At 73.6% G+C, this 22,162-nt stretch carries 23 protein-coding genes and 1 pseudogene; 10 read left to right on the top strand and 14 right to left on the bottom strand.

What is annotated here, in order from left to right:
• Positions 1 to 136: 136 nt before the first annotated feature.
• Genes ABTZ58_RS32100 through ABTZ58_RS32085 form a run of 4 tightly spaced genes read right to left on the bottom strand, consistent with a single transcriptional unit; the run spans position 137 to position 6,559 of the window.
• Positions 137 to 3,076: a helix-turn-helix transcriptional regulator gene (locus tag ABTZ58_RS32100; protein WP_351364389.1), complete on the bottom strand. Its 2,940-nt coding sequence runs from the start codon at positions 3,074 to 3,076 to the stop codon at positions 137 to 139.
• A 14-nt stretch (positions 3,077 to 3,090) separates the two neighbouring features.
• Positions 3,091 to 3,444 (bottom strand): UBP-type zinc finger domain-containing protein, encoded by a 354-nt coding sequence (locus ABTZ58_RS32095; protein ID WP_351364386.1) that lies wholly within the window; start codon positions 3,442 to 3,444, stop codon positions 3,091 to 3,093.
• Positions 3,441 to 4,886 (bottom strand): ATP-binding protein, encoded by a 1,446-nt coding sequence (locus tag ABTZ58_RS32090; protein WP_351364383.1) that lies wholly within the window; start codon positions 4,884 to 4,886, stop codon positions 3,441 to 3,443. The genes ABTZ58_RS32095 and ABTZ58_RS32090 overlap by 4 nt, the downstream gene beginning before the upstream one ends.
• On the bottom strand, positions 4,883 to 6,559 hold the full coding sequence (locus ABTZ58_RS32085) for an NAD(P)/FAD-dependent oxidoreductase (protein ID WP_351364380.1): 1,677 nt from the start codon (positions 6,557 to 6,559) through the stop codon (positions 4,883 to 4,885). The genes ABTZ58_RS32090 and ABTZ58_RS32085 overlap by 4 nt, the downstream gene beginning before the upstream one ends.
• Before the next feature lie 191 nt (positions 6,560 to 6,750).
• Here ABTZ58_RS32085 and ABTZ58_RS32080 point away from each other — a divergent pair, with 191 nt between their 5' ends.
• Entirely contained in the window at positions 6,751 to 7,644 is an 894-nt protein-coding gene (locus ABTZ58_RS32080; RefSeq protein ID WP_351364377.1) for a universal stress protein, read from the top strand.
• A gap of 1 nt (position 7,645) precedes the next feature.
• Here the strand turns inward: ABTZ58_RS32080 and ABTZ58_RS32075 are convergent, their stop codons facing one another.
• From ABTZ58_RS32075 to ABTZ58_RS32065, 3 genes are all read right to left on the bottom strand, one after another.
• Complete coding sequence (locus ABTZ58_RS32075) at positions 7,646 to 8,917, bottom strand: DUF4032 domain-containing protein (RefSeq protein ID WP_351364374.1); 1,272 nt, start codon at positions 8,915 to 8,917, stop codon at positions 7,646 to 7,648.
• A 41-nt stretch (positions 8,918 to 8,958) separates the two neighbouring features.
• Positions 8,959 to 9,705 carry an MBL fold metallo-hydrolase gene (locus tag ABTZ58_RS32070; RefSeq protein WP_351364371.1) on the bottom strand — a complete coding sequence of 249 codons (747 nt, stop codon included), beginning with the start codon at positions 9,703 to 9,705 and terminating at the stop codon, positions 8,959 to 8,961.
• Positions 9,706 to 9,830: 125 nt separating this feature from the next.
• Complete coding sequence (locus tag ABTZ58_RS32065) at positions 9,831 to 10,454, bottom strand: alpha-ketoglutarate-dependent dioxygenase AlkB family protein (protein ID WP_351364368.1); 624 nt, start codon at positions 10,452 to 10,454, stop codon at positions 9,831 to 9,833.
• A 64-nt stretch (positions 10,455 to 10,518) separates the two neighbouring features.
• On the opposite strand from ABTZ58_RS32065, the gene ABTZ58_RS32060 reads away from it, so the two are divergent.
• Positions 10,519 to 11,190 carry a TetR/AcrR family transcriptional regulator gene (locus ABTZ58_RS32060; RefSeq protein ID WP_502996159.1) on the top strand — a complete coding sequence of 224 codons (672 nt, stop codon included), beginning with the start codon at positions 10,519 to 10,521 and terminating at the stop codon, positions 11,188 to 11,190.
• 16 nt (positions 11,191 to 11,206) lie between these two features.
• Positions 11,207 to 12,880: an FAD-binding dehydrogenase gene (locus ABTZ58_RS32055; protein WP_351364362.1), complete on the top strand. Its 1,674-nt coding sequence runs from the start codon at positions 11,207 to 11,209 to the stop codon at positions 12,878 to 12,880.
• A 41-nt stretch (positions 12,881 to 12,921) separates the two neighbouring features.
• Here ABTZ58_RS32055 and ABTZ58_RS32050 read toward each other — a convergent pair whose 3' ends face one another.
• Positions 12,922 to 13,272 (bottom strand): DUF488 domain-containing protein, encoded by a 351-nt coding sequence (locus ABTZ58_RS32050; RefSeq protein ID WP_351364359.1) that lies wholly within the window; start codon positions 13,270 to 13,272, stop codon positions 12,922 to 12,924.
• Positions 13,273 to 13,417: 145 nt separating this feature from the next.
• Here ABTZ58_RS32050 and ABTZ58_RS32045 point away from each other — a divergent pair, with 145 nt between their 5' ends.
• Positions 13,418 to 13,861 carry a DUF6098 family protein gene (locus tag ABTZ58_RS32045; RefSeq protein ID WP_351364356.1) on the top strand — a complete coding sequence of 148 codons (444 nt, stop codon included), beginning with the start codon at positions 13,418 to 13,420 and terminating at the stop codon, positions 13,859 to 13,861.
• A gap of 162 nt (positions 13,862 to 14,023) precedes the next feature.
• Here ABTZ58_RS32045 and ABTZ58_RS32040 read toward each other — a convergent pair whose 3' ends face one another.
• Positions 14,024 to 14,275: a WhiB family transcriptional regulator gene (locus tag ABTZ58_RS32040; protein ID WP_351364353.1), complete on the bottom strand. Its 252-nt coding sequence runs from the start codon at positions 14,273 to 14,275 to the stop codon at positions 14,024 to 14,026.
• A gap of 113 nt (positions 14,276 to 14,388) precedes the next feature.
• Positions 14,389 to 15,606 (bottom strand): saccharopine dehydrogenase family protein, encoded by a 1,218-nt coding sequence (locus ABTZ58_RS32035; protein WP_351364350.1) that lies wholly within the window; start codon positions 15,604 to 15,606, stop codon positions 14,389 to 14,391.
• Positions 15,607 to 15,733: 127 nt separating this feature from the next.
• Here ABTZ58_RS32035 and ABTZ58_RS32030 point away from each other — a divergent pair, with 127 nt between their 5' ends.
• Positions 15,734 to 16,501 carry a TetR/AcrR family transcriptional regulator gene (locus tag ABTZ58_RS32030; RefSeq protein ID WP_351364348.1) on the top strand — a complete coding sequence of 256 codons (768 nt, stop codon included), beginning with the start codon at positions 15,734 to 15,736 and terminating at the stop codon, positions 16,499 to 16,501.
• On the opposite strand, the gene ABTZ58_RS32025 is transcribed toward ABTZ58_RS32030, so the two are convergent.
• Entirely contained in the window at positions 16,467 to 17,366 is a 900-nt protein-coding gene (locus tag ABTZ58_RS32025; RefSeq protein ID WP_351364345.1) for a LysR family transcriptional regulator ArgP, read from the bottom strand. The genes ABTZ58_RS32030 and ABTZ58_RS32025 overlap by 35 nt on opposite strands.
• Before the next feature lie 70 nt (positions 17,367 to 17,436).
• Between ABTZ58_RS32025 and ABTZ58_RS32020 the strand changes: the two genes are divergently transcribed.
• Together ABTZ58_RS32020 and ABTZ58_RS32015 are read left to right on the top strand one after the other, a co-directional pair.
• Positions 17,437 to 18,054: a LysE/ArgO family amino acid transporter gene (locus ABTZ58_RS32020; protein WP_351364342.1), complete on the top strand. Its 618-nt coding sequence runs from the start codon at positions 17,437 to 17,439 to the stop codon at positions 18,052 to 18,054.
• A gap of 146 nt (positions 18,055 to 18,200) precedes the next feature.
• Positions 18,201 to 18,578: pseudogene (locus tag ABTZ58_RS32015) on the top strand (hypothetical protein); the annotation flags it as partial.
• Here the strand turns inward: ABTZ58_RS32015 and ABTZ58_RS32010 are convergent.
• From ABTZ58_RS32010 to ABTZ58_RS32000, 3 genes are all read right to left on the bottom strand, one after another.
• Positions 18,538 to 18,993 (bottom strand): cyclic nucleotide-binding domain-containing protein, encoded by a 456-nt coding sequence (locus tag ABTZ58_RS32010; RefSeq protein WP_351364339.1) that lies wholly within the window; start codon positions 18,991 to 18,993, stop codon positions 18,538 to 18,540. The pseudogene ABTZ58_RS32015 and the gene ABTZ58_RS32010 overlap by 41 nt on opposite strands.
• Positions 18,994 to 19,254: 261 nt before the next feature.
• Entirely contained in the window at positions 19,255 to 19,662 is a 408-nt protein-coding gene (locus tag ABTZ58_RS32005; RefSeq protein ID WP_351364336.1) for a hypothetical protein, read from the bottom strand.
• Positions 19,663 to 19,789: 127 nt separating this feature from the next.
• On the bottom strand, positions 19,790 to 20,011 hold the full coding sequence (locus ABTZ58_RS32000; RefSeq protein ID WP_351364334.1) for a hypothetical protein: 222 nt from the start codon (positions 20,009 to 20,011) through the stop codon (positions 19,790 to 19,792).
• Between the two features lie 273 nt (positions 20,012 to 20,284).
• Here ABTZ58_RS32000 and ABTZ58_RS31995 point away from each other — a divergent pair, with 273 nt between their 5' ends.
• The 3 genes from ABTZ58_RS31995 (at position 20,285) to ABTZ58_RS31985 (ending at position 22,086) form a co-directional block, all read left to right on the top strand.
• Positions 20,285 to 20,719, top strand: coding sequence for an ATP-binding protein (locus ABTZ58_RS31995; RefSeq protein ID WP_502996158.1), 435 nt, complete (start codon positions 20,285 to 20,287; stop codon positions 20,717 to 20,719).
• A gap of 209 nt (positions 20,720 to 20,928) precedes the next feature.
• Positions 20,929 to 21,792, top strand: coding sequence for an RNA polymerase sigma factor SigF (locus ABTZ58_RS31990; RefSeq protein WP_351364328.1), 864 nt, complete (start codon positions 20,929 to 20,931; stop codon positions 21,790 to 21,792).
• Between the two features lie 30 nt (positions 21,793 to 21,822).
• Positions 21,823 to 22,086: a DUF5133 domain-containing protein gene (locus ABTZ58_RS31985; protein ID WP_351364325.1), complete on the top strand. Its 264-nt coding sequence runs from the start codon at positions 21,823 to 21,825 to the stop codon at positions 22,084 to 22,086.
• The last annotated feature ends 76 nt before the right edge of the window (positions 22,087 to 22,162 follow it).

Genomic DNA, 22,162 nt, shown 5'->3' with positions numbered 1-22,162 from the left:
CCCTGCCCTCGTCGCACCGCCCCTTGCGGAAACGGCCGTGCCGGCAGCCGAGTTCCCGACGGCCCGGGCCCTTCCCCTCCGCGCCGGCCGGCCGGAACCCGCGGCCTGTCCCCGCCGGCCAACCGCGAGGTCGTCCTCAGGACGCCGACGGCTCCGGGGTGATCAGACCCTCGCGGTAGGCGATCGCCACCGCCTCGCCGCGGCTGGACGCGCCCAGCTTGGCGAGGATGTTGGAGACGTGGACGCTCGCCGTCTTGCCGCTGATGAACAGTTCCTCGCCGATCTGCCGGTTGCTGCGGCCCAGCGCGAGCAGCCGCAGCACGTCCTGCTCGCGCGCGGTGAGCACGCCGGCCCGGTCGCCTGCGGGCGGGGCGTCCGACAGCCGGGCGCGGCGGACCAGGGCGTCCACCCGCTCGCGCAGCGGCGCCGCTGCGAGCCGGTCGGCAGTCTCCCGCACCAGGCGCGCCTCGTCCGCCGCCTCCTCGCGCCGCCCGGCCGCCACCAGGGCCTCGGCGTACCGCAGCCGGCACCGCGTCCGCTCGTAGACGTCGCCGTAGCCGAACGCCGCCACCGCCTCCGCCCAGGCCGCAGCGTCCGGTCCCGAAACGGCCCGGACCCCCTCGGCCTCGGCACGGGCCAGCCACGCCTTCCCCTCCGGGCCCTGCGGTTCGCCGCCCTCGCCGTGACCGGCGATCTCCCGGGCCAGCTCCACCAGTTCGGCCGCCGTGTCCGCCCAGCGGCCGGCCCCGGACCCGTCGCCGCCCAGCCGCAGTTCGACGGCCGCGTCGGCGACGGCCGACAGCGCCAGGGCGGCGAGCCGGACCGTCACGTCGGGGCGGGTGCCCGCCTCGTCGGTGAGGGCCGCGACCGTGGAGCGCATCCAGCGCACCGCCTCCTGCGGATCACGGCGCAGCGCCGCCTCGTCGGTGAGGACGATGCCCGCGACCAGCGTGGCCATCCAGTCGAAAGGCCCGTCCAGCAGGGCGCGGGCCCGGTTCGCCGCCGTCCGGTCACCGCGCGCCAGTGCCACGTACAGCGCTGGACCGACGGTGTACCCGCCGGCCGTCGGCAGCACCTCCGCGTCGGCCGCGGCCGCCTCCACGCACTCGTCCCAGCGGCCCAGCACCTGCAGCACCAGCAGCCGCAGATACCGCATCTCCAGCGGGTACGGCGACGACAGCAGCCCGGCCCGCCGGGCCCGGTCCAGCCCTTCCGTCAGCCAGGGCACGCACTCGGCCAGCGCACCCGACTCGTAGCAGCCCATCGCGAGGTTGAACAGCGCCCGCAGCTCCACGGCCGCGTTGCCGGACCCGCGGGCCAGCTCCCGGGCCCGCAGCAGCCGCTCCCGGCCCTCGGGGCCGCGCCGCCCGCCGGTGTCGAAGACGGCCAGGGAGATCAGCAGATCCGCCTGGGCGTCGGTCACCCGCAGCTCCTCCGCCACGCGCAGCGCCCGCCGGGCGACCCGCAGCGCCGTCTCGTTCTCCCCGACCTGGCGCGCGGTCATGGCGTGCGTCGCGGCCGCCCACACCCAGGTGCGCGACGGGGGCTCCTCGGGAATCATCGCCAGCGCCTCGCTGCTGTAGGCGAACGCCGCGGTCAGGCTGTCCACCCTCAGCAGGTTCCCGGCGAGGGTGTAGCGGACCCGGGCGGCGAGTTCGGAGTCGGCGTCCTGGCCCAGCTGGGTCAGCGCCGAGCGCGTCAGGGAGACCGCGCGGTGCAGTTCCCCGGCGTGCGCGGCCGCCGCCGAGGCGCGCAGGGTCAGCGTGACCCGGTCGGTACCCGCCCCCGAGGGCCGGTCCTCGGTAACCACCGCCGGCCACAGGTCGAGGGCCGCTTCGAGGTGCCGGTGCTCCTCGGCCGGCGCGCCCACCCGCTGTGCGTGGTCGGCGGCCTCCAGGGAGGCGGCCAGCGCCTCGGCGAGGTCGTGGCTCTCCCGGTAGTGGTGGGCCCGCTCGGCGGCGCTCTCGGCCCGGTGCCCCCGCCCGGCGAGCAGCCGCGCGAACGCGCCGTGCAGCCGGGCCCGCTCCCCGGGGAGCAGATCCGCGTAGACGGCCTCGCGGGCCAGCGCGTGCCGGAAGGAGTACGTGTCGTCGTCCGCCGCGACGAGCAACTGCCGCCCCACCGCCTCGCGCAGCGCCGACTCCAGCTCGTCCTCCGGCAGTCCGACCGCCTCGCGCAGCAGGTCGTGCTCGACCCGGCGCCCGGCCACGGCCGCGGTGCGCAGCACCTGCTGGGCGGTGTCGGTGAGCTGCTCGAAGCGGATCAGCAGCACGTCGGCGAGCCCGCTCGGGACCCCGCCGGACCCGGTGTCCGTCGCCGCGAGCAGTTCCTCCGCGTAGAAGGCGTTGCCCTCGGCCCGTTCCACGATCCGCCGCACCGTGGCCTCCGGCAGCGGCCTGCGCTCCAAGGCCCGGACGAGCCGGGTCACGTCGGGGTCGGCGAGCGGCCGCAGCTCCAGCCGCTCGACGGCGGGCAGCCGGATCAGCTCGGCGAGCAACGGCCGCAGGGGGTGCCGGCGGTGCAGGTCGTCCGCCCGGTACGAGGCGAACACCGCGAGGCGCCGCCGCAGGACGCCCCGCCCCAGCAGGAACCGCAGCAGATCCCGCGACGACTGGTCGGCCCAGTGCAGGTCCTCCAGCACGAGCAGCAACGGCGCCACGTCCGCCACCTCGGCGAGCAGCCCGGCGATCCCCTCGAACAGCCGCAGCCGCAGCCGCCCGTCCACGTCCCGCACGGCGTCGGTCCCCGACCCCAGCAGCCGCTCGGCGACCGGATGCCCGGCCACGGCGGCCGAGAACCGCTCGTCGGCGGCGAGCACGCCCAGGATCTCGGTGAAGGGCAGATAGGGCAGGCCGACGTCGCCGAGGTCGACGCAGTGCCCGACGACCACGGTCATACCGGCCTCGGCGGCCCGCTGCCCGGCCTCGTCGAGCACCCGCGTCTTGCCGACGCCGGCGTCCCCGGCGAGCAGCACGGCACGCGCCTCCCCGGCGCGGGCACGCTCCAGCACACCGGAGAGCCGGGCCAGTTCCGCGTCCCTGCCGACGACGGGCGTGACCGATGGAGCCTGGGGCACGGAACCAACCTCTCCTAGCCGCGCAGGACCTTGGCCCAGTCCGCCGGCACCCGCCCGGCGGGCCCCGGCGCGGGCTGCTCCGACGGGTGACTCACCGGCGCGGCCAGCTCCGGCCCGCCCTCGTACAGCTCGTTCGTCTCGTAGTTCCAGAACCAGCTCTCACCCGGCTCGTAGCTCTGCACGAACGGGTGCCCGGTCCGGCGGAAGTGCGCCGTGGCGTGCTTGGCCGGCGAGCTGTCACAGCACCCCACGTGCCCGCACTGCGCGCACCGCCGCAGGTGGAACCACCAGCCGCCGTCCGCGTCGCACTCCGCGCACCCGCTGCCGCTCGGCGGCACGCTCGGGTCGATTCCGTTCTCGCCACTCATGCCGTCTCCTCCTCGGCCGCCGTCAGCGGCAGCAGCACCTGGAACCGGGTGTCTCCCGGCTCCGACTCCACCTGGATGCTCCCGTGGTGCTTGTTCACCACGATCCGCCAGGAGATGTCGAGCCCGAGCCCGGTCCCCTCGCCCACCGGCTTCGTCGTGAAGAAGGGGTCGAAGATCCGCCCCCGGTCCTCCGCCGGAATGCCGACGCCCGTGTCCCGGAACTCCACCAGCAGCCGGTCGTGCTCCCGGGCCGTCCGCACGGTCAGCGTCCCTTCGCCGCCCGCGCTGTGCATCGCCGAGACCGCGTTGTCGATCAGGTTCGTCCACACCTGGTTGAGCTCCGCCGGGTACGCCGGGATCCTCGGCAGCGCGCGGTCGTAGTCCTTGACGACCTTGATCTGCGGGCCGATCTTGCCCGACAGCATCAGCAGGGTGGAGTCGAGCAGTTCGTGCACGTCGGCGTTCTGGAACGGGGCCCGGTCGAGCTGCGAGTACTGCTTCGCCGCGTCGACCAGGTGGGAGATGCGCGTGGTCGAGTCGTTGATCTCGTCCATCAGCAGCTCGGTCTCGACGGTGTAGCTGAGCCAGCCGATCGCGCTCGGCAGCATCTCGTCGTCGACGGCGGCGGCGACCTGGTCGAGCCAGTCCACGTCCAGACCGGCCTGGACGAACGTGGGCGCGATCCGCCAGCCGTCCTGGATACCGTGGTCGTCGAGCCAGTCGGCGAGCGTGTCCTCCCGGTCGGAGGCCTCCAGCGGGCTCAGGACGGGCGCCTTGGCGACGCGTTCGGCGGTGCGCTCCTGGATGTCGATGAGGTTCGCCATCACCTCCGGCGCGTACGCGCCCTGCGCGATGACCGCCAGCTTGTGGCGCATCTTGCCCACCCGCTCGCGCAGCGTCGCGGTAGCCCGCACGGCCGCGGCGGCCGGGTTGTTCAGCTCGTGCGTGAGACCCGCCGACAGCGAGCCCAGCGCCAGCAGCCGTTCGCGCTGCCCGATGGCCCGCTGGGTGTTCTTCGAACCGAAGAACAGGCCCTCCAGCAGGTGCACCGCCATCGGGAACCACTCCTGCATGATCTGCGCGAACGTGTCCGCCGGCAGCACGAAGAAGCGCGTCGGCTCGGTCACGTGCAGGGAGTTGTTGTAGACCTGCCGCACCCGGTCGCCCAGGTAGGCCTGCATGGACCCGGCGTACACCCCGCGCTGGGAGGTGCGGCTCACCTCCACGTCGTCCCCGCCGACCCGGCGGTACAGCACGACCGTGCCCTCCAGCATCACGTAGAAGCAGGTCGCGGGGTCGCCCTCGGTGTAGACGGGCCCGGGCTCGAACCGCTCCACGCGCCCCTCGGCGCACAGCCGCCCGAGCTGCTCGGGGGTGAGCTTCTCGAACAGGAACAGCGACCCGATCTCCTCGGGGTCGCACGGCAGGCACTGCCCGCTCACGACTGCTCCAGGTACCGGTGGACGAGCATGACGGCCATGGCTCCCTCTCCGACGGCGGACGCGACCCGCTTGGCGGACTCCGAGCGGGCGTCGCCCGCCACGAACACGCCGGGCACGTTGGTCTCCAGGTGGTACGGCGGCCGGTCCAGCTCCCAGCCCTCGGGCGGACGGCCGTCGGGGCTCAGGTCGGGCCCGGCGAGGATGAACCCGCGTGCGTCGCGCAGCACCGTGCCGTCCAGCCAGTCCGTCAGCGGGGCCGCGCCGATGAACACGAACACCCACTGCGCGTCGACCAGTTCGGTCTCGCCGGTGTCCACGTCCCGCAGGGTCAGCCGCTCCAGGTGGTCGTCGCCGTGCGCCTCCTCCACGACCGTGCGGGCGCGCACCCGGATGTTGGGGGACTCCTCGATCTGCTGGATCAGGTAGTGCGACATCGACGCCGTCAGCGACTCGCCGCGCACCAGCAGCGTCACCGACTTGGCGCCCCGGGACAGGTACATCGCCGCCTGCCCGGCGGAATTGGCGCCGCCGACGATGTACACGTCCTGCCCCTGGCAGGCGGGGGCCTCCGTCAGGGCGGACCCGTAGTAGACCCCGCACCCGGTCAGGTCCTCGCAGCCGGGCGCCTGAAGCTGCCGGTAGCTCACGCCGGTCGCCAGGATCACGCTGTGCGCGGCGACCGCCGAGCCGTCCGAGAACCGCACGATCCGGGCGGCGCCGTTGACCTCCAGGGCGGTCACCTCGCGCGCGGTGAGGATCTCCGCGCCGAACTTGGCGGCCTGCCGCCGGGCGCGGTCGGTGAGCTGCGCCCCGGACACGCCGTCGGGGAAGCCCAGGTAGTTCTCGATGCGGGAGCTCTGCCCGGCCTGCCCGCCGGTCGCCGAGCGTTCCACGAGCACGGTCCGCAGCCCTTCGGAGGCGCCGTAGACGGCCGCGCCGAGCCCGGCCGGGCCGCCGCCGATCACGACCAGGTCGTAGAACTCGGCGGTCGGGGTGGTGGCCAGGCCCACCCGGGCGGCGAGGTCGACGGCCTCCGGCTCGACCAGCGGCGTCCCGTCCGGGGTGATCACCACCGGCAGCCGCATCCCGTCCTCGCCGGCCGCGGCCAGCAGCCGCCGCCCCTCCGGCTCGTCGGATGAGTACCAGCGGTAGGGCACCTGGTTGCGGGCCAGGAACTCGCGCACGTCCGAGGAGCGCGCCGACCAGCGGTGCCCGACGACCTTCGTGGCCGGCACGGGCCGGAAGTCGCTGGACCGCCACGCCTGCAGCAGGTCGTCCAGGACCGGGTACAGCTTCTCCTCCGGCGGGTCCCAGGGCTTGAGGAGGTAGTGGTCGAGGTCGACGACGTTGATCGCGTCGATCGCCGCGTTGGTGTCCGCGTACGCGGTCAGCAGCACCCGCCGCGCGCCCGGGTAGACGTCCAGGGCCTGTTCGAGGAACTCGATGCCGTTCATCTGCGGCATCCGGTAGTCCGCCAGGATCACCGCCACGAGGTCGCCGCGCAGCTTCAGCTCCCGCAGCGCTTCCAGCGCGGACTCCCCGGACTCGGCCCGCACGATCCGGTAGGACGCGCCGTACCGCCGCCTCAGGTCCCGGGCCACGGCCCGGGACACCCCCGGATCGTCGTCCACGGTCATGATGACGGTCCGCGCCGTATCGGCGGCCTGTGCCATGCGTTCCCCACACCGGGCGGTCGAAATTCACGGCACGGCGTCCCGGGGCGACGCGCCGACCTCCGCCCATCGTATGTTCGATCGCCGCGGAACGCCCGGATACGGAGATCACCGCCACACGGCGCCCGGCGTGCGCGGAGGTTGGGGAAGACTGATCACCATCGCAGTGACCTACACAAGGAGGCAGCCGGATGACACGCCCGATCACCGCAGGGGTCGACGGAACGCAGGAGAGCCTCGCGGCCCTCGGCTGGGCGGCCCGCGAGGCGGTGCGGCGCGACCGTCCGCTGCGCGTGGTGCACGCCTGGCAATTCCAGCCGCGGGAGGCCCTCGAAGCAGGGATCGAAGGGGACGCCGACAGCCAGGCCGAGTGGGTGCACGGTGCCGTCACCGAGGCCGTCGCGACCGTCACCGAACGCCACCCCGGCCTGGAGGTGACCACCGACGTGGTGCGGGGTCCGGCCGTCGACACCCTGGTCGCCGCCGCTGCCGACGCCGAGCTGCTCGTGCTCGGCTCGCGCGGGCACGGGCCGATCGTCGGCTTCCTGCTCGGCTCGGTCGGCCAGCAGGTCATCGCGGAGGCCACCCGGCCCGTGGTGCTCGTCCGCGCCGGCGACCAGCCGTCGGGCGAGGCCGCGGGGCGGGAGGTCGTGGTGGGCCAGCAGGGCGACCCGGAGGACAGCGCCGACGCGCTCCGCTTCGCCTTCGAGACGGCCGCCGCGCGCGGGGCGTCCGTGCGGGTGGTGCGGGCCTGGACCCTGCCGCCCGTGTTCGCCTACAGCCCGGGCTCGCTGAAGCTGCTCGACGAGGCCGGAGGCCTGGAGCCGTACGAGAAGAAGGCCCTGGCCGCGGCGGTGCGGCCCTGGCGGGAGCGGTTCCCCGGGGTGCAGGTGAAGGAGCACGTGGAGATGGGCAGCGCCGGCCAGGTGCTGCTGTCGGTGGCCGGGACGGCCCAGCTGATGGTCGTCGGCCGCCGCGCCCACCGCACGGCCGTCGGCGCCCGGATCGGCTCGGTCGCCCACGGGGTTCTGCACCACGCGGACTGCCCGGTGGCGGTGGTGCCGCACACCGCACCGGAGCGGTGACTCACTCCGCCGTCGGCTGCAGCGTCTTGCGCGCCTTCGGCAGGATGTTCTTGATGTAGTCCTCGACCGCCGTGTCGAGGCCGATGTCGTGCTGGGCCCGCTCGGACAGGTACCAGCGGTGTTCCAGGAGCTGGTGGTAGATCTCCGCCGGGTCCATGGAGCCCCGCAGTTCGGGCGGGACGGCCCGCACGGTCGGCCGGAACACCTCCCGCACCCAGCGGTGGGCGAGGACCTCGGGGCGGGCGCCATGGAGGTCCCCCCTGTTCGAGCGAAGCCGAGAACTGGAGGAAGGGTCGTTCGGCGCGTAGTCGTCCTGGGTCGCCATCCAGCTCTCCAGGTCGTTCAGCAGCCGCCGGGCCTGGTTCTCCTCGGCGTCCAGACCGGTCAGCCGCAGCAGCTGCCGCTGGTGGTGGCCGGCGTCGACGACCTTGGGCACGAAGGTGACGGTGTCGCCGTGGGACGCGTGCTCGATCTGCATCTCGGCGACGTCGAAGCCGAGTTCGTTCAGGCGGCGGATCCGGCGTTCGATGTAGTGGTGCTTGCCCGCCGGGTAGACCGAGGTGCGGGTCAGCTCGTCCCACAGGCCGCGGTAACGGGCGCAGATCTCCATGCCGAACTCGATCGGGTCCACCGACGGGTGCAGCGCCCCGGACGCCTCCAGGTCCAGCAGCTCCCCGCTGATGTTCACCCGGGCCAGATCGAGGTCGTACTCGCGCTGCCCCTGGCTGAGCTGCGGGTGCAGGTCACCGGTCTCGGCGTCGACCAGGTAGGCCGCGTAGGCGCCCGCGTCGCGCCGGAAGAGGGTGTTGGACAGCGAGCAGTCACCCCAGGCGAACCCGGCCAGGTGCAGCCGCACCAGCAGCACCGCGAGCGCGTCCATCAGCCGGTGCATGGTGGCCGGGCGCATGGTCGTCTCGAACATCGAGCGGTAGGGCATGGAGCCGCCCAGGTGCCGGGTGACCAGCACGCTCTCCAGCGGGGCGCCGTCCGCGTCGGTGCGGCCGGTGACCACGGCCAGCGGGTCCACCGCCGGGATGCCGATCCGGTCCAGGTCGCGCAGCAGCTCGTACTCGCGCAGCGCGGGCCGCTCGGCCAGCTCCTTGACGGCGATCACCTCGTCCCCGGCGCGCGAGTAGCGCACCACGTGGCGGGAGATGCCGCGCGGCAGCGGAACCAGGTACTCCTCCGGCCAGTCCTCCAGGGGCACGTCCCACGGCAGCTCCAGCAGGAGCGCGGGGTGCTCCGGGTTCGTCGCGCTGATCTGCAGTGCCATGCGCCGGGTGTCCTTGTCTCGCCGCCGATCGTCGCCTCACTCTAAAGGGCGCGTTCCCGGGCCCGGAGCGCGGCGTCGCGCACCGGACCGCGGTGCACCGGCCCGTGCCCGGGCAGCAGCAGCTCGCCCTCCAGTGCGGCGAGGACGTCCAGGGACGCCACCGCGCGCGGCCGCTCGTGGTGGAACATGTCCGGCAGCAGCTGCGGCCCCTCGAACCGCGAGGTGGCGTGCCCGCTGACCAGGGCGTCGCCCGAGATCAGCGCACCGGTGCCCGGCAGGTGGTACGCGCAGTGGCCGTCCGTGTGGCCCGGGGTGTGCACCGGCACGGGGCGCCCGGGCAGGTCCAGGGCGCCGGCCCGCGGGAACGGCTCGGGGGCCGTGACGGGGTGCTGCTGCGTGCCGCCGGAGCGCAGCACGTGCGCCGTCCAGGACAGCACCCCGGGGCGCCAGGCGTTCCGCAGCACCGTCCCGACGGTCACCTGCTGCAGGAAGTCCCGCCGGGCGTGCGGCACTTCGGCCTCGTGCAGGTACACGGGCGTGCCGTACGCGGCCCGCAGGTACTCGGCGGATCCCAGGTGGTCGTTGTGTGCGTGGGTGATCAGCACGGCCGTCACCGCCTCCGGGGCGCTGCCCACCTCCGCGAGCGAGGCGAGGAGCTGCTCCCGGTCGCCGGGGTAGCCCGTGTCGACCAGCGTGACGGCGTCCCCTTCGGTGAGGATCACCCAGTTGGTGTTCGAGCCGTGCACCAGGTAGGTGCCGTCCGCGACGTGCTGTACGCCTGCCCGCATGATCGCCCCGCGTCGTGTGATCCCGCTCCCGCTCCCGACGGGAGAAGGAAAGCAGACCCCGGGGCGGACCGGATCGCCGGGGCCGGCCGAGCGTCCCCGCCGAGGCGGGGACGCTCGGGGCGGCGTCAGTGCACGCCGTGCGGGCGGAACTGGATGCTGATGCGCGGCCCGGTCGCGCGGGTGCTCTTCGGGATCGAGTGCTCCCAGGTGCGCTGGCAGGAGCCGCCCATCACGACGAGGTCGCCGTGGCCCAGGGGACGGCGCACGGTGTCCCGGCCGCCGCCCAGGGGCCGCAGCAGCAGGTCCCGGGGTGTGCCGACCGACAGGATGGCCACCATCGTGTCCTCGCGGGCACCGCGCCCGTTCCGGTCGCCGTGCCAGGCGACGCTGTCCCGGCCGTCGCGGTAGTAGCACAGGCCCGCCGTGGTGAACGGCTCGCCCAGCTCCTCGCCGTAGTGGGCGCTCAGCGCGTCCCGTGCCTCGGCCAGCACCGGGTGGGGCAGCGGTTCGCCCGCGCCGTAGAACGCCAGCAGCCGGGGGACGTCGACGACGTGGTCGTACATCTGGCGCCGCTCCGCGCGCCAGGGCACCTCGGCGGCGAGCTGTTCGAACAGCGCGTCGGAGCCGGAGAGCCACCCGGGCAGCACGTCGAGCCAGGCGCCGAAGCCCAGCTCGGTGCGGCGGATTCCGTCGAGCGGACCGAGGCGCAGCTCGTCGGTCTGGTCGAAGAGGGAGCCCTGGAGGTGCATGTCTGCAGCGTACCTCCGAATCGAAAGTGTGTTCCATCTCGGGCTCGGCCCTTTCGATACACGCATGTATCGAATACATTCCCGTATCGAAAGGGGGTCGACCGTGCAGACGACGACCGGCCGTGTGACCCGGCGCAGGGTCCGCACCCGCGCCAGCCTCCTGGACGCCGCGTTCGCCGTCTTCGCGGCCAAGGGCTTCGGGCACGTCTCGATCGAGGAGATCTGCGAGGCCGCCGGCTACAGCAGGGGTGCCTTCTACTCCAACTTCTCCAGCCTCGACGAGCTGTTCTTCGCCCTCTACCGGGAGCGGGCCGAACTGATCGCCGACCAGGTGTCCGGGGCCCTCGCCCTGGACGGACCCGGCCTCGACGTCCCGGCCGCCGTGGACCGCGTCACCGACGTGCTGCTCCTCGACCGGGACTGGCTGCTGGTGAAGACGGACTTCCTCGTGCACGCGGCCCGCGACCCGGACGTGGCCCGCACCCTGCTGGAACACCGCGCCCGGCTGCGCGAGGCGATCGCCGGCCGCCTCGCCCGCGCCCGCGGGCACACCGCCCTGCCCGCCGTCCTCGGCGGCACCCACGGCGCCGCCCACGCCGTGGTCGCGGCCTACGACGGCGTCACCACGCAACTGCTGCTGGACCGGGACGTCGAACACGCCCGGGCCTGGCTGAAGCAACTGCTCACGGCCCTGCTGACCGACGGCAGCGGCACCCCCGATCACGCGCAGCACTGAGGAAGGGAACGTCGCCATGGACGCCGACGTCATCGTCGTCGGAGCGGGCCTCGCCGGCCTGGTCGCGGCACACGAACTGACCAGCAGGGGCAGGAAGGTCGCGCTCGTCGACCAGGAGAACGCCGCCAACCTCGGCGGCCAGGCCTTCTGGTCCTTCGGCGGGCTGTTCCTCGTCGACTCGCCGCAGCAGCGCCGCCTGGGCATCAAGGACTCCTTCGACCTCGCCTGGAGCGACTGGCGGGGCAGCGCCGGCTTCGACCGCCTGGACGACGAGGACTCCTGGGCCGTGCGCTGGGCCCGCGCCTACGTCGAGTTCGCCGCAGGGGAGAAGCGGTCCTGGCTCGACGGCCACGGCATCAGCTTCCTGCCCACCGTGGGCTGGGCCGAGCGCGGCGACCTGACCGCGCACGGGCACGGCAACAGCGTGCCCCGCTTCCACATCGCCTGGGGCACCGGCACCGGCGTCGTCGAGCCCTTCGTCCGCTACGCGAAGCAGGCCGCGCGCGACGGCCTGCTCACCTTCCACCACCGCCACCGCGTCGACGCCCTGCTCGTCGAGGGCGGCACGGCGAAGGGCGTGCGCGGCACGGTCCTGGCCGAGGACACCGCACCCCGCGGCGTCGCCTCCAACCGCGACCCGGTCGGCGAGTTCGAACTCACCGCCCAGGCCGTCATCATCACCAGCGGCGGCATCGGCGCCGACCACGACATCGTCCGCCGCCACTGGCCCGAGCGCCTCGGCACCCCGCCGAAGAAGATGGTGACGGGCGTGCCGGCGTACGTCGACGGGCGGATGCTCGACATCAGCGCCGAGGCCGGCGTGCGCCTGGTCAACCGGGACCGCATGTGGCACTACACCGAGGGCCTGCGGAACTGGGACCCGATCTGGCCCGGGCACGGCATCCGCATCCTGCCCGGACCGTCCTCGATGTGGTTCGACGCCCTCGGCCGCCGCCTGCCCGGCCCGTACCTGCCGGGCTACGACACCCTCGGCACCCTGAAGCACCTGCGCACCACCGAGGACATCGCCGGGTACGACCACTCCTGGTTCATCCTCACCCGGAAGATCATCGAGAAGGAGTTCGCCCTGTCGGGCTCCGAGCAGAACCCGGACATCACCGCCAAGGACCGCGCCGGGTTCCTGAAGGAGCGCATCCTCGGCAAGGGTGCGCCCGGACCGGTCGACGCGTTCCTGCGCAAGGGCGCCGACTTCGTGACCGCGCCCGGCATCGAGCAGCTCGTGGAGAAGATGAACCAGCTCACCGGCGAGCCGCTGCTCGACGCCGCGGAGATCAAGCGCCAGATCGAGGCCCGCGACCTGCAGATCGCCCACCCCTACGCCAAGGACGCCCAGGTCCAGGGCATCCGCAACGCCCGCCGCTACATCGGCGACCGGCTCGGCCGGGTCGCCACCCCGCACCGCATCCTGGACCCGGCCGCGGGGCCCCTCGTCGGCGTCAGGCTGCACATCCTCACCCGCAAGACCCTCGGCGGCATCCAGACCGACCTCGACTCCCGCGCCCTCGGCACCGACGGCACGCCGGTCGAGGGACTGTACGCGGCCGGGGAGGTCGCCGGCTTCGGCGGCGGCGGGGTGCACGGCTACAACGCCCTGGAGGGCACCTTCCTCGGCGGCTGTCTGTTCTCCGGGCGCGCCGCGGGCCGGGCGGCGGCCCGGCAGACCGCCTGACCCCGCCCGCCACGGCCCGTCTCCTCACGCTCCGCGGAGGCCTACGCCTCCAGGAGGCGGGCGAGCACCGAGGCGTGGCTCTCCGCGGGCGTCTTCGACGCGGTCAGCAGCGTCACCCCGCCCTCGCGGGCCAGCTGCCGCACCCCGTCCAGAGCCTCGGCCGCCTCGCCGGCGGCGAGTTCCGCCTCGTACCGCTCGGCGAACTCCTCGTAGGAGCCCTCGCCCGCGTGGTACCAGCGCCGCAGCTCCGTCGACGGGGTGAGGGGCTTCGGCCACTCGTCCACCCGCGCCGCGTCCTTCGCCAGACCGCGCGGCCACAGCCGGTCGACCAGGACCCGCACCCCGTCCTGCGGCTCGGGCGGATCGTAGACGCGGCGCACGCGAACGCTCATGAACGGGCCCCTTCGGCGGCGGGCGGACGTGCCGCGAGCGTAACTCCCACCGGGCGTCGACGGCGCTTCCTGCCGAACGGCCGATTCCGCCCGCGCCGGGCGGGTACTCCGTCCGCCTGACCACGTCGAGGGAGGAGGTCACGACATGAGTGCATCGGACGACCTGCGGGTCGTGCGCACACTCGACGAACTCGCCGAGCTGGTCGACGGGGACCAGGACCTGTACGTGCGCTGGTCCCGCGGCCCGGAGACCGATCTCCGCGACGTGTCCAGCACGGACGATCTGACGGGCGTGCCCATGCCGGGCCTGTCCGCCAACCCGCTCGATGTCGAGGAGTGGTGGGAGGACCGGCCCGTCCGCCTGTGGGTGGCCAGGCGCCTGTACGACTACGCCCATCTGCCGCACGAGAAGGGGCCCGGGGTCCGCCCCTGGGTGCTCACGGGCAAGGAGATCGCGCGCGGGCCGGACAACGAGCCCTTGGTCGTCGACGTCCGGCCGCTGGGCTGGATCGATCTGCAGGTCATCGACGAGGCGAAGGCGGAAGTGGCCCGCCAGGAGAAGCCCTGGGGGACGCTGCGACGCGGCTGAACCGCGGACGACCGCGCGGGGCCCGGGCCGGAGAACGGCCCGGGCCCCGCGCGGTCGCGTGGGTGCCGTGCGGTGAGCCGCGTGCGGCCGCGTGTGGTCACCGCGGTCACGTGCGGAGGGCGGGCCACCCGCGGCCTGTGGCCGGCGGGCGGCCCGCCCGGCTCAGCCCGAGCGCCGCCGGGCCGCGGCGCGCCGCTTCAGGGCACGCCGTTCGTCCTCACTCGTCCCGCCCCACACGCCGATGGACTGTCCCGTGTCCAGCGCCCACTCCAGGCACTGCTCCTGCACCGGGCAGCGCCTGCACACCGCCTTGGCCTGCTGGGTCTGCATCAGGGCCGGGCCGGAGGTGCCGATCGGGAAGAAGAGTTCGGGGTCCTCGGTCCGGCAGGCAGCGTGGTTCCGCCAGTTGTCCATCGAAGTCACCTGCATCGCAGTAGATACGTGCTCTTTCGGATGCTTACTCCTTTTCGGGTCACCTGTCGATGCCCGGTGAAACAGGACCTTCGTGGAGAACCGTTCACATGTGTTCACTGCACCCGCATGCCCCAGGGGGAGCCGTAGGCAGTCAGCAGGTCGAGGAACGGCCGGGCCGGGAAGGCCTCGGGGCCGAGCACGCCCACCCTGGACCAGGCGCCCGTGGCGAGCAGTTCGAGCGCCACGACCGGGTTGACCGCGGTCTGCCACACCACGGCCTGTGAGCCGTACTCCGCCATCGACCACTGGTTGTCGACCACGTGGTACAGGTACACCTCGCGCGGCCTGCCGTCCTTCACGCCCCGCACCCAGGTGCCCGCGCACGTCTTGCCGTGCATCCGCTCGCCCAGCGTCGCCGGGTCGGGCAGGCACGCGGCGACCACGTCCCGGGGCGAGACCGCCACCGGACCCTGCGGCCCCGGCACCGTCACCGGGTCGGTGCGGTCCAGGCCCAGCAGGTGCAGCGTCCGCAGCGTCTCGACGAACTCCCGGCCCAGGCCGTACTTGAAGGTGACCCGGCGCACGTCGAGCCGGCGCGGGATCAGCAGCACCTCCTCGTGCTCCACGTTCACGCACTCGACCTCCCCGATGCCCTCGGGGAAGTCGAACACCTCGGGTTCGCTGAAGGGGGCGGTGGTGTACCAGCCCCGGTCCGACTCGTAGACCACCGGCGGGTTGAGGCACTCCTCGATGGTCGTCCAGATGCTGAAGGAGGGCGCGAAGCCGAAGCCGTCGACGGTGAGGTTCGCGCCGTCCCGGATGCCGATCTCCTCGATCTCGTCGAAGAGTTCGTCGGCGGCGTGGCGGGCGAACACGTCCGACAGGCCAGGCTCGACACCCATCCCGACCAGGGCCAGCAGCCCTTCCTTCTCCCACTGCCCGGCCTGGGCGAACTGCTCGTCGCCGAGCTTGACCCCGCACTCCTCGTACGGCCGCTCCGGGTGCGGCCGGGACAGCGACATCGCCATGTCCAGGTAGGTCGCGCCCGCGGCGCGGGCCGCGCGGAACAGCGGCATCACGAAGCGGGGGTCGGTGGCGTTGAGCAGGACGTCGCAGCGGTGCGAGGCCAGCAGGCGGATCACGGCCGCCTCGTCGCCCGCGTCCACCCGCTCGGCGGTGAACCGCCGGTCGCCGCCGAGCGACTCGACCGCCGCCCGCGCCCGCTCCGGGTCGTGGTCGGCCACCACCATCGCCTCGAAGAACGGCCGCCGGGCGGCGATCCGGGTGATCGCGCCGCCCACACCGCCGGCACCCACGAGCAGTACACGCATGGCAGAAACTCCCTCTGTGCGAAGAACGTGGCGCGCCCTCGGGGGAGATACAACGCCGCCCGCCGACATAAGGTCAATGGCGTTGGCATAAGGCCGGGAACGCCCCCGGAGCGAGGAGGTGACCGAGGTGCCCAAGCCCGTGGTCCCCGAGGAGAAACGCCGTCGGCGCAGGCCCACCAAGCGCGGCACGGTGCTGTCCGAGGAGCTGATCGTCCGGACGGCGCTGCGCCTGCTGCGCGAGCACGGCAGCGCGGGCCTGACCGCCCGCCGCCTCGGGCTCGCCCTGGACGCCGACCCGAGCACGCTCTACCGGTACTTCCGGGGCATGGACGACCTGACGCTCGCCATCGGCGACGCCCTCATCGGCCGGGCGCTGGACGGCTGGCGGCGCACGGGGGAGTGGCGGGCGGACCTGCGGGCGTTCGGGCTGGCCGTGCACGCCGCCTACGTCGAGCATCCGCAGGCGGCGGTGCTCACCGCGAGCCGGGTCTCGGGCCGGGCCAACGAGCTCGCGGCCGACGAGGCGGTCCTGGACGTCCTGCGCACGGCGGGCTTCCCGCTGCCGGAGGCGGTGCGGGTGTACCACGCCTTCATCGACACCACGCTGGGCTTCGCGGCCCTGGACGCCGCCGCGCTGGCCCTGCCCCGTGAGTCGCTCCGCGCCGACGAGGACATGTGGCGCTCGACGTACGCCCGGCTGCCCGCCGCCACCCACCCCCGCATCGCCGAGGCGGCCCCTCTTCTCGCCACGCGCATGGTCACGAGCGCCTACCCGACGGTCCTGGACATGCTCCTGGACAGCGCGGCAGCCCGGCTGGGGGCCGGTCAGGGACAGGGCAGGGCGGGCCGGGACGCGGGCGTCAGCCCCGCAGGGCCTTCGCCGCGGTCGCGGTGACCGTCTCCGCCACGTGGGCCAGGGCCGGCGAGTCGAGTTTCCACTGCTGCCAGTACAGGGGCACGTCCACGGTCCGGTCCGGGGCGATGCCGACGAGGCGGCCGGCGCGCAGCAGGGGCTCCGCCTGGGCCTCCGGCACCAGGCCCCAGCCCAGCCCGGCGGCGACCGCCTCGACGAACCCCTCCGACGTCGGCACGTAGTGGCGCAGCGCGCTCGCGCCGCTCCGTCCCCGGGTGAGCCGGCGCACGAAGCCGTCCTGGAAGTCGTCCCGCCGGTCGAAGACCACCACGGGCGCCTCCAGCAGCACGTCCGCCAGTGGCCCGGCGAGATGACGCGCGGCGAAGTCCGGCGCGGCGACCGGCAGGTACCGCATCCGCCCGAGGGCGCGTACGGAGCAGCCCGGCACCGGGTCCGGCGAGGACGTCACCGCGGCCATCACCGCGCCCTCCCGCAGCAGCGCCGCCGTGTGGTCCTCGTCCTCGCGGCGCAGCTCGAAGTACAGCCGCGCCTCTGGCGGCACCCGGGAGAGCACGGGCAGGAACCAGGTGGCCAGCGAGTCCGCGTTCACCGCCACCGACATCCGGACCGGCTCACCGGTGCCGCTCAGCCCGAGCTCGGCGTACGCGTCCCGCTCCAGCCGCGCCACCTGGCGGGCCAGCCGCACCAGCACCGCACCGGACTCGGTCGGCCGCACCGGCTTGGTCCGCATCAGCACGACCTGCCCCGTGCGCTGCTCCAGCGCCTTCACGCGCTGGCTGACCGCTGACGGCGTCACGTGCAGCGCGGCGGCCGCCGCGTCGAACGTCCCCTCGTCCACGACCGCCAGCAGCGTCCGCAGCTGATCCAGCGGGAGATCCGGCGTCATCACAACCGCTAATGATACGTAAGAATCTTTAGCTGGACCGAGCCCGGGCACCGTCCGTAGCGTCGACGCCATGACCAGCACCCTCACCGCCGGCGCCGCCGGTTTCGGCACCGGACTGTCCCTCATCGTCGCCATCGGCGCCCAGAACGCCTTCGTCCTGCGCCAGGGCGTCCGCCGTCAGGCGGTCCTCGCCGTCGTCGCCATCTGCGCGCTGTCGGACGCGCTGCTGATCGCGCTCGGCGTCGGCGGGGTCGGGGCGGTCGTGGTGACCTGGCCGGGCGCGCTGACGGCGGTCGGCTGGATCGGCGGCGCCTTCCTGCTGGGCTACGGGGCACTGGCCGCCCGCCGCGTGATCCGGCCGGACGGGGGCGCGCTGCGCACGGAGGGAGAGGCGGCCGGTTCGGTGCGCCGGGCCGTGCTCACCTGCCTGGCGATGACCTGGCTCAACCCGCACGTCTACCTCGACACCGTGTTCCTGCTGGGCTCCGTCGCCGCCGACCACGGCTCGCTGCGCTGGACGTTCGGCCTGGGTGCCGTGCTGGCCAGCCTGTGCTGGTTCACCGCCCTCGGGTTCGGCGCCCGGCTGCTCGGCCGGTTCCTCGCCAGGCCCGCCGCCTGGCGCGTCCTGGACGGCCTGGTCGCCGTCACCATGATCGTGCTCGGTGCCCTGCTCATCGCCGGAAGCTGACACCGGCCGCCGGGCGACCGGCGGCGGGTGCGACAGTGATCCCGGCCGGAAAGGCGTAGTGAGCATCGAGAGCGCGACGGCGCGTGGACGCGAGTGAGAGCACGACCGAACGGCGGGCCCCCGGGCCGGGAGCGCCCCGGCGGCGCGGTCTGCTCTTCGCGGCGATCCCGGCCGGCGCGGTGCTCGGCGGGCTGTTCTCCGGGACCTTCTCCCGGGCCCGCCGGCACGGCTGGACGGTGATCGGGGCGGTCGTCGTCTGGGGCGCGGGCATCACGGGCTTCGGCCTGAGCGCCGACCAGTGGGTCTCGGTGGGGTTCCTCGCCGTCGCCGGGGTGGCCGACGTGCTGCACGGCACCGCGGGCTCCGCGCTCGGGCCCCGCACCGCCGTCGTGGGAGGCGGGCTGCTGGTCGTCGCCGTGATGCTGCTCCTGGCCGCCGCGGTATCGGCGCTGCGCCGCTACCGGGTTAGACGGACGCGGGGCGTCACAGCGCCCCGCGCCGGTGCAGCGTGTACTGCTCCATGAGCTTGCCCCGGGTCATCTCCAGCCGGTGCGCCAGCACCTCGGCGACGTTGCGCACGAGCGTCAGCCCGAGCTCGGGGTCCTCCTCGCACAGGTCCAGCACGGCCCTCGCGTCGAACTCGTAGGCCCGCACCGGACTGAACGCCACCGCGCCGAAGTCCCAGGTGTACGGCGGGAACAGCCAGGACCAGCCCAGCAGGTCGCCCGCGCCGAGGCTGGCCACGGTCACCCGCTGCAGTGAGTTGACCTGCTGGTCCAGGGAGACGGCGCCGGAGCGGATGACCCAGAAGCGGTCGGCCGTGCCGTCCGCCTCGAAGATCCGGGCGTCCTCGGGGAAGGACACCTCCCGGGCGAGCGTCATCAGGCGCTGCCGCTGGGGCGGAGGCAGGGCGGTCAGGAGTTTGATCGCTTTGGTCATGCGGAGCTCCTCGCCGGGCGTCGAGTGCGGTGCTGTCCCTACGCCCATTTCAGCCGCTGGCGGGGCCGTGGGCACCTCGGCGTACGGGACTTCCTGAGCCTGGCCGTCCGGGCAGGAAAAAGCCCTGGCTGGACGGGGGAAACCAGCCAGGGCGGATGCGGTGGCACGGAGGACGGGGGTCGACTCCGCCACCACGTATGAGTGAACCGTAAACCATTCTGGGGACGTTCGCGTACCCGAGAGCGGGTCGAGTGACCCGTTTCACTTCACGGCACCCTCCGCGACGATCCGGACCGTCTCCAGGTCGGGGTCCGTCGGGTCGGGGAGGCGCATGCCCGCCTCCAGCCCGGTCCGCAGGTACGCCAGCACCGGTCCGGCTTCCAGGCGGCGGACTGGCTGCGCGAGCACCGGCAGATCGACGCGCACCTGGTGGACCACCGCCGTTTCGGCGCCCAGACCACGGCGCCTCCGGCAGCTCCCGCGCCACCCGCGCGAGGTCGCCCGGCGCCGAGAGCAGCTCGCCGGACGTCTCCCGGTCGTCGCCGTGGGGAGCTTCTCGTGCGGACCCTCGACCGACAGCATGGCGGCCTTCACCGACAGGGAACTGCCGCACGTGCCTGCCGGCTGGTCGACGAGCGTGGCAGCGTCCGGCCCTCGGGCGTCGGACACCCCACGACTGCGGCACGAGCCGTCCGCCCGGGCTGACCCCGCTGGTCAGCCCCGCGCACTCCTACCGGCCGTTGCGGCCCGACGCGGTGGTCCCGGCCGCCGTCCACGTCCTCGCGTCAGCCCCGGTTCACCCCTCCGCCGAGTGCTTGCCCGGGGCCAGGACCTCGTCCAGCACCGTGCGGACCGCCTCGTAGGACATGCGCCGTACGGTTGCGTCCCGGGCGCCCTGGGGGTCCGTCGCACCCAACTGCTCGCTCCTGGTCTGCCACGCCTGCTCCTCCCGCAGCGCGCAGTCCCTCGCGCGCCGGATGCGTCGCAGCAGTTCGTCCGAATCCACCACATCGGTCATGACCACCGCGTACCCCGGCAACGCCCGAAGATGGCAGCCGACTCGCGGCCGGCCGGGGGCTTTTCGAGCTGAGGTCGTGGTCCGGAGGTTTGCAGGTGCGGGGAAAGGTGAGCCGAAGGGGAGAGCCCGCGGCACGCGCGAGGTGCGCGTTCGGAACGCCGCGGCAGTCGAAGGAAGCAACGGGTCCGTGAGCCCGGGACGTGCCCGTGCGAGCGGCCGTGGAACGCGATCCGGATCCGTCCCTTTCATCCTGACCGACCAGGGAGCAGAAGGATGTGCGACGAGCGCATGATCGAATCCGTTTTCGAACCGCCCGGCGCGAACCGGGCCCGGCCGTGCGAACCGGCCGAGGCGCGCCGGGCCGTGGAGCAGGCGGTGGCCGAACGCTGCCGCGCCACCCGCACCCCGTGCGACGCGGCCGCGCTGTCCGACGCGCTGCTCGTCGCCTCGGAGCTGACGACCAACGCGATCCTGCACGGCGGTGGAGTCACCGACTTCCGCGTCGACATCGACGGACCAGGCGTCCGGGTCTCGGTGAGCGACCGCAGTGACCAGCTTCCGGTGACCGCCCCGCGCACCGATCCGCACGGCCGGATACGGCACGGCGGCCACGGCTGGCCCATCGTCTGCCGGCTCTCCCGCGACGTCCGGGTGTCGGACCTGCCCGCCGGGGGCAAGTGCATCACCGCTGTGGTCCCCCTGTCCTGAGCTGTTCGGATCCGTGCCCAGACGGTTCCGGAAGATTGCTCGGCAAAGCGGAGTTTGTTCCACCGGGGGCAGGGCAGACGCAGTTTCGTGCTTCGGACCGGAGGCGCGCCAGCGGGAGCGGTATGGCTGCCCCGGAGGCCGTCCGGGTCGATCCGGGCAGCGACCTTCCCGCGGTAATCCCTGAAACCACCGTTCAGGAGCGAATCCGCATGCTCATCGAAACGCCCACCCACCGTCCCGGCACGCCCGAAACGACGACCACCGCCACCAAGCGGCGGCACGACGACGCGCCCGACACCGCCGCTCTCTTCGCCCGAATGGCGGAGCTCGAAGAGGGGCCCGAGAGGGAAGCCGTCCGCGACGAACTGGTCACGCTCTGGCTGCCCATGGCGCACCGCATCGCCGGCCGCTTCCGCGACCGCGGGGAGTCCATCGAGGACCTGCGGCAGGTCGCCGCCCTGGGGCTCGTCAAGGCCATCGACCGGTTCGACCCGAGCCGGGGAGCCTTCGAGAGCTACGCCGTCCCCACCATCACCGGCGAGGTCAAGCGCCACTTCCGGGACCGCATGTGGGCCCTGAGGGTTCCGCGCCGCGTCCAGGAACTGCGCAACAAGGTGCGCGTCGCACGGCGTGAACTCACCCAGAACCCGGGCAGCCCCGAACCCTCCGTGGCGGACATCGCCACCCACACCGGCCTGACCGAGGAAGAGGTCAACGCCGGACTGGAGGCCCTCGACAGCTTCAGCACGCTGTCGCTGGACGCCGAGCTGTCCGCCGACGACGACGGCTACAGCCTCGCCGACACCCTCGGCGCGGCCGACTCGTCCTACGACACCGTGGTCGACCGCGAGTCCGCCAAGGAAGGCCTGCGCCGGCTGCCGGAACGCGAACGGGCCATCCTCTACATGCGCTTCTTCGAGGACATGACCCAGAGCCGCATCGCGGACCGGCTGGGCATCTCCCAGATGCACGTCTCCCGCCTCATCAGCCGCAGCTGCGCCCGCGTGCGCGACGAGGTGCTGGGGCAGCGGACGGGAAACCGGGGCACCGGCGGCCCCTCCGCCACGGCCTGACCAACCTGACCCGACGAGGAGCGAAACGACATGCTGAGGCCCCATCCCGCCGTCCTGCGCCGTCTCGTGGACGAGTACGAGGCACTGTCGGCCGCCGAGGCCAGCCGCGCGACGGCAGAGGTGAGCGCACGGGCACGCGACCTGGCGTACACGCTGTGCGTGTCCACCGGCACCAGGGACGTCCGGCACGCCCTGGAAGCCGCTCACCAGTGGCTCGCGGCCGCACCCGCACCGGCCCGCGAGACCGTCTCCCTGATCACCAGGCAGCGGATGGCGGCCACGGAACCGGCCTGAGCCGTGTGCGCGTGACGCGGCGGGGAAGGCGAGCAGTACCGAGGGTCCGGCGGGCGGCGGCAGCCGCCCGCCGGAC

The sequence above is a fragment of the Streptomyces sp. NPDC094143 genome, from assembly GCF_040303825.1.
GTDB lineage: Bacteria > Actinomycetota > Actinomycetes > Streptomycetales > Streptomycetaceae > Streptomyces.
This window is presented reverse-complemented; position numbering and strand designations above follow the sequence as displayed.

What these genes read in the sequence shown, in the direction of transcription:
- ABTZ58_RS32045 (WP_351364356.1), top strand. Translation starts at nt 13,418, where the DNA reads ATGAGTGCATCGGACGACCTGCGGGTCGTGCGCACACTCGACGAACTC.
- ABTZ58_RS32070 (WP_351364371.1), bottom strand. Translation starts at nt 9,705, where the DNA reads ATGCGGGCAGGCGTACAGCACGTCGCGGACGGCACCTACCTGGTGCAC.
- ABTZ58_RS32065 (WP_351364368.1), bottom strand. Translation starts at nt 10,454, where the DNA reads ATGCACCTCCAGGGCTCCCTCTTCGACCAGACCGACGAGCTGCGCCTC.
- ABTZ58_RS32020 (WP_351364342.1), top strand. Translation starts at nt 17,437, where the DNA reads ATGACCAGCACCCTCACCGCCGGCGCCGCCGGTTTCGGCACCGGACTG.
- ABTZ58_RS31995 (WP_502996158.1), top strand. Translation starts at nt 20,285, where the DNA reads ATGTGCGACGAGCGCATGATCGAATCCGTTTTCGAACCGCCCGGCGCG.
- ABTZ58_RS31990 (WP_351364328.1), top strand. Translation starts at nt 20,929, where the DNA reads ATGCTCATCGAAACGCCCACCCACCGTCCCGGCACGCCCGAAACGACG.
- ABTZ58_RS32035 (WP_351364350.1), bottom strand. Translation starts at nt 15,606, where the DNA reads ATGCGTGTACTGCTCGTGGGTGCCGGCGGTGTGGGCGGCGCGATCACC.
- ABTZ58_RS32055 (WP_351364362.1), top strand. Translation starts at nt 11,207, where the DNA reads ATGGACGCCGACGTCATCGTCGTCGGAGCGGGCCTCGCCGGCCTGGTC.
- ABTZ58_RS31985 (WP_351364325.1), top strand. Translation starts at nt 21,823, where the DNA reads ATGCTGAGGCCCCATCCCGCCGTCCTGCGCCGTCTCGTGGACGAGTAC.
- ABTZ58_RS32095 (WP_351364386.1), bottom strand. Translation starts at nt 3,444, where the DNA reads ATGAGTGGCGAGAACGGAATCGACCCGAGCGTGCCGCCGAGCGGCAGC.
- ABTZ58_RS32040 (WP_351364353.1), bottom strand. Translation starts at nt 14,275, where the DNA reads ATGGACAACTGGCGGAACCACGCTGCCTGCCGGACCGAGGACCCCGAA.
- ABTZ58_RS32025 (WP_351364345.1), bottom strand. Translation starts at nt 17,366, where the DNA reads ATGACGCCGGATCTCCCGCTGGATCAGCTGCGGACGCTGCTGGCGGTC.
- ABTZ58_RS32060 (WP_502996159.1), top strand. Translation starts at nt 10,519, where the DNA reads ATGTATCGAATACATTCCCGTATCGAAAGGGGGTCGACCGTGCAGACG.
- ABTZ58_RS32075 (WP_351364374.1), bottom strand. Translation starts at nt 8,917, where the DNA reads ATGGCACTGCAGATCAGCGCGACGAACCCGGAGCACCCCGCGCTCCTG.
- ABTZ58_RS32085 (WP_351364380.1), bottom strand. Translation starts at nt 6,559, where the DNA reads ATGGCACAGGCCGCCGATACGGCGCGGACCGTCATCATGACCGTGGAC.
- ABTZ58_RS32080 (WP_351364377.1), top strand. Translation starts at nt 6,751, where the DNA reads ATGACACGCCCGATCACCGCAGGGGTCGACGGAACGCAGGAGAGCCTC.
- ABTZ58_RS32000 (WP_351364334.1), bottom strand. Translation starts at nt 20,011, where the DNA reads ATGACCGATGTGGTGGATTCGGACGAACTGCTGCGACGCATCCGGCGC.
- ABTZ58_RS32010 (WP_351364339.1), bottom strand. Translation starts at nt 18,993, where the DNA reads ATGACCAAAGCGATCAAACTCCTGACCGCCCTGCCTCCGCCCCAGCGG.
- ABTZ58_RS32050 (WP_351364359.1), bottom strand. Translation starts at nt 13,272, where the DNA reads ATGAGCGTTCGCGTGCGCCGCGTCTACGATCCGCCCGAGCCGCAGGAC.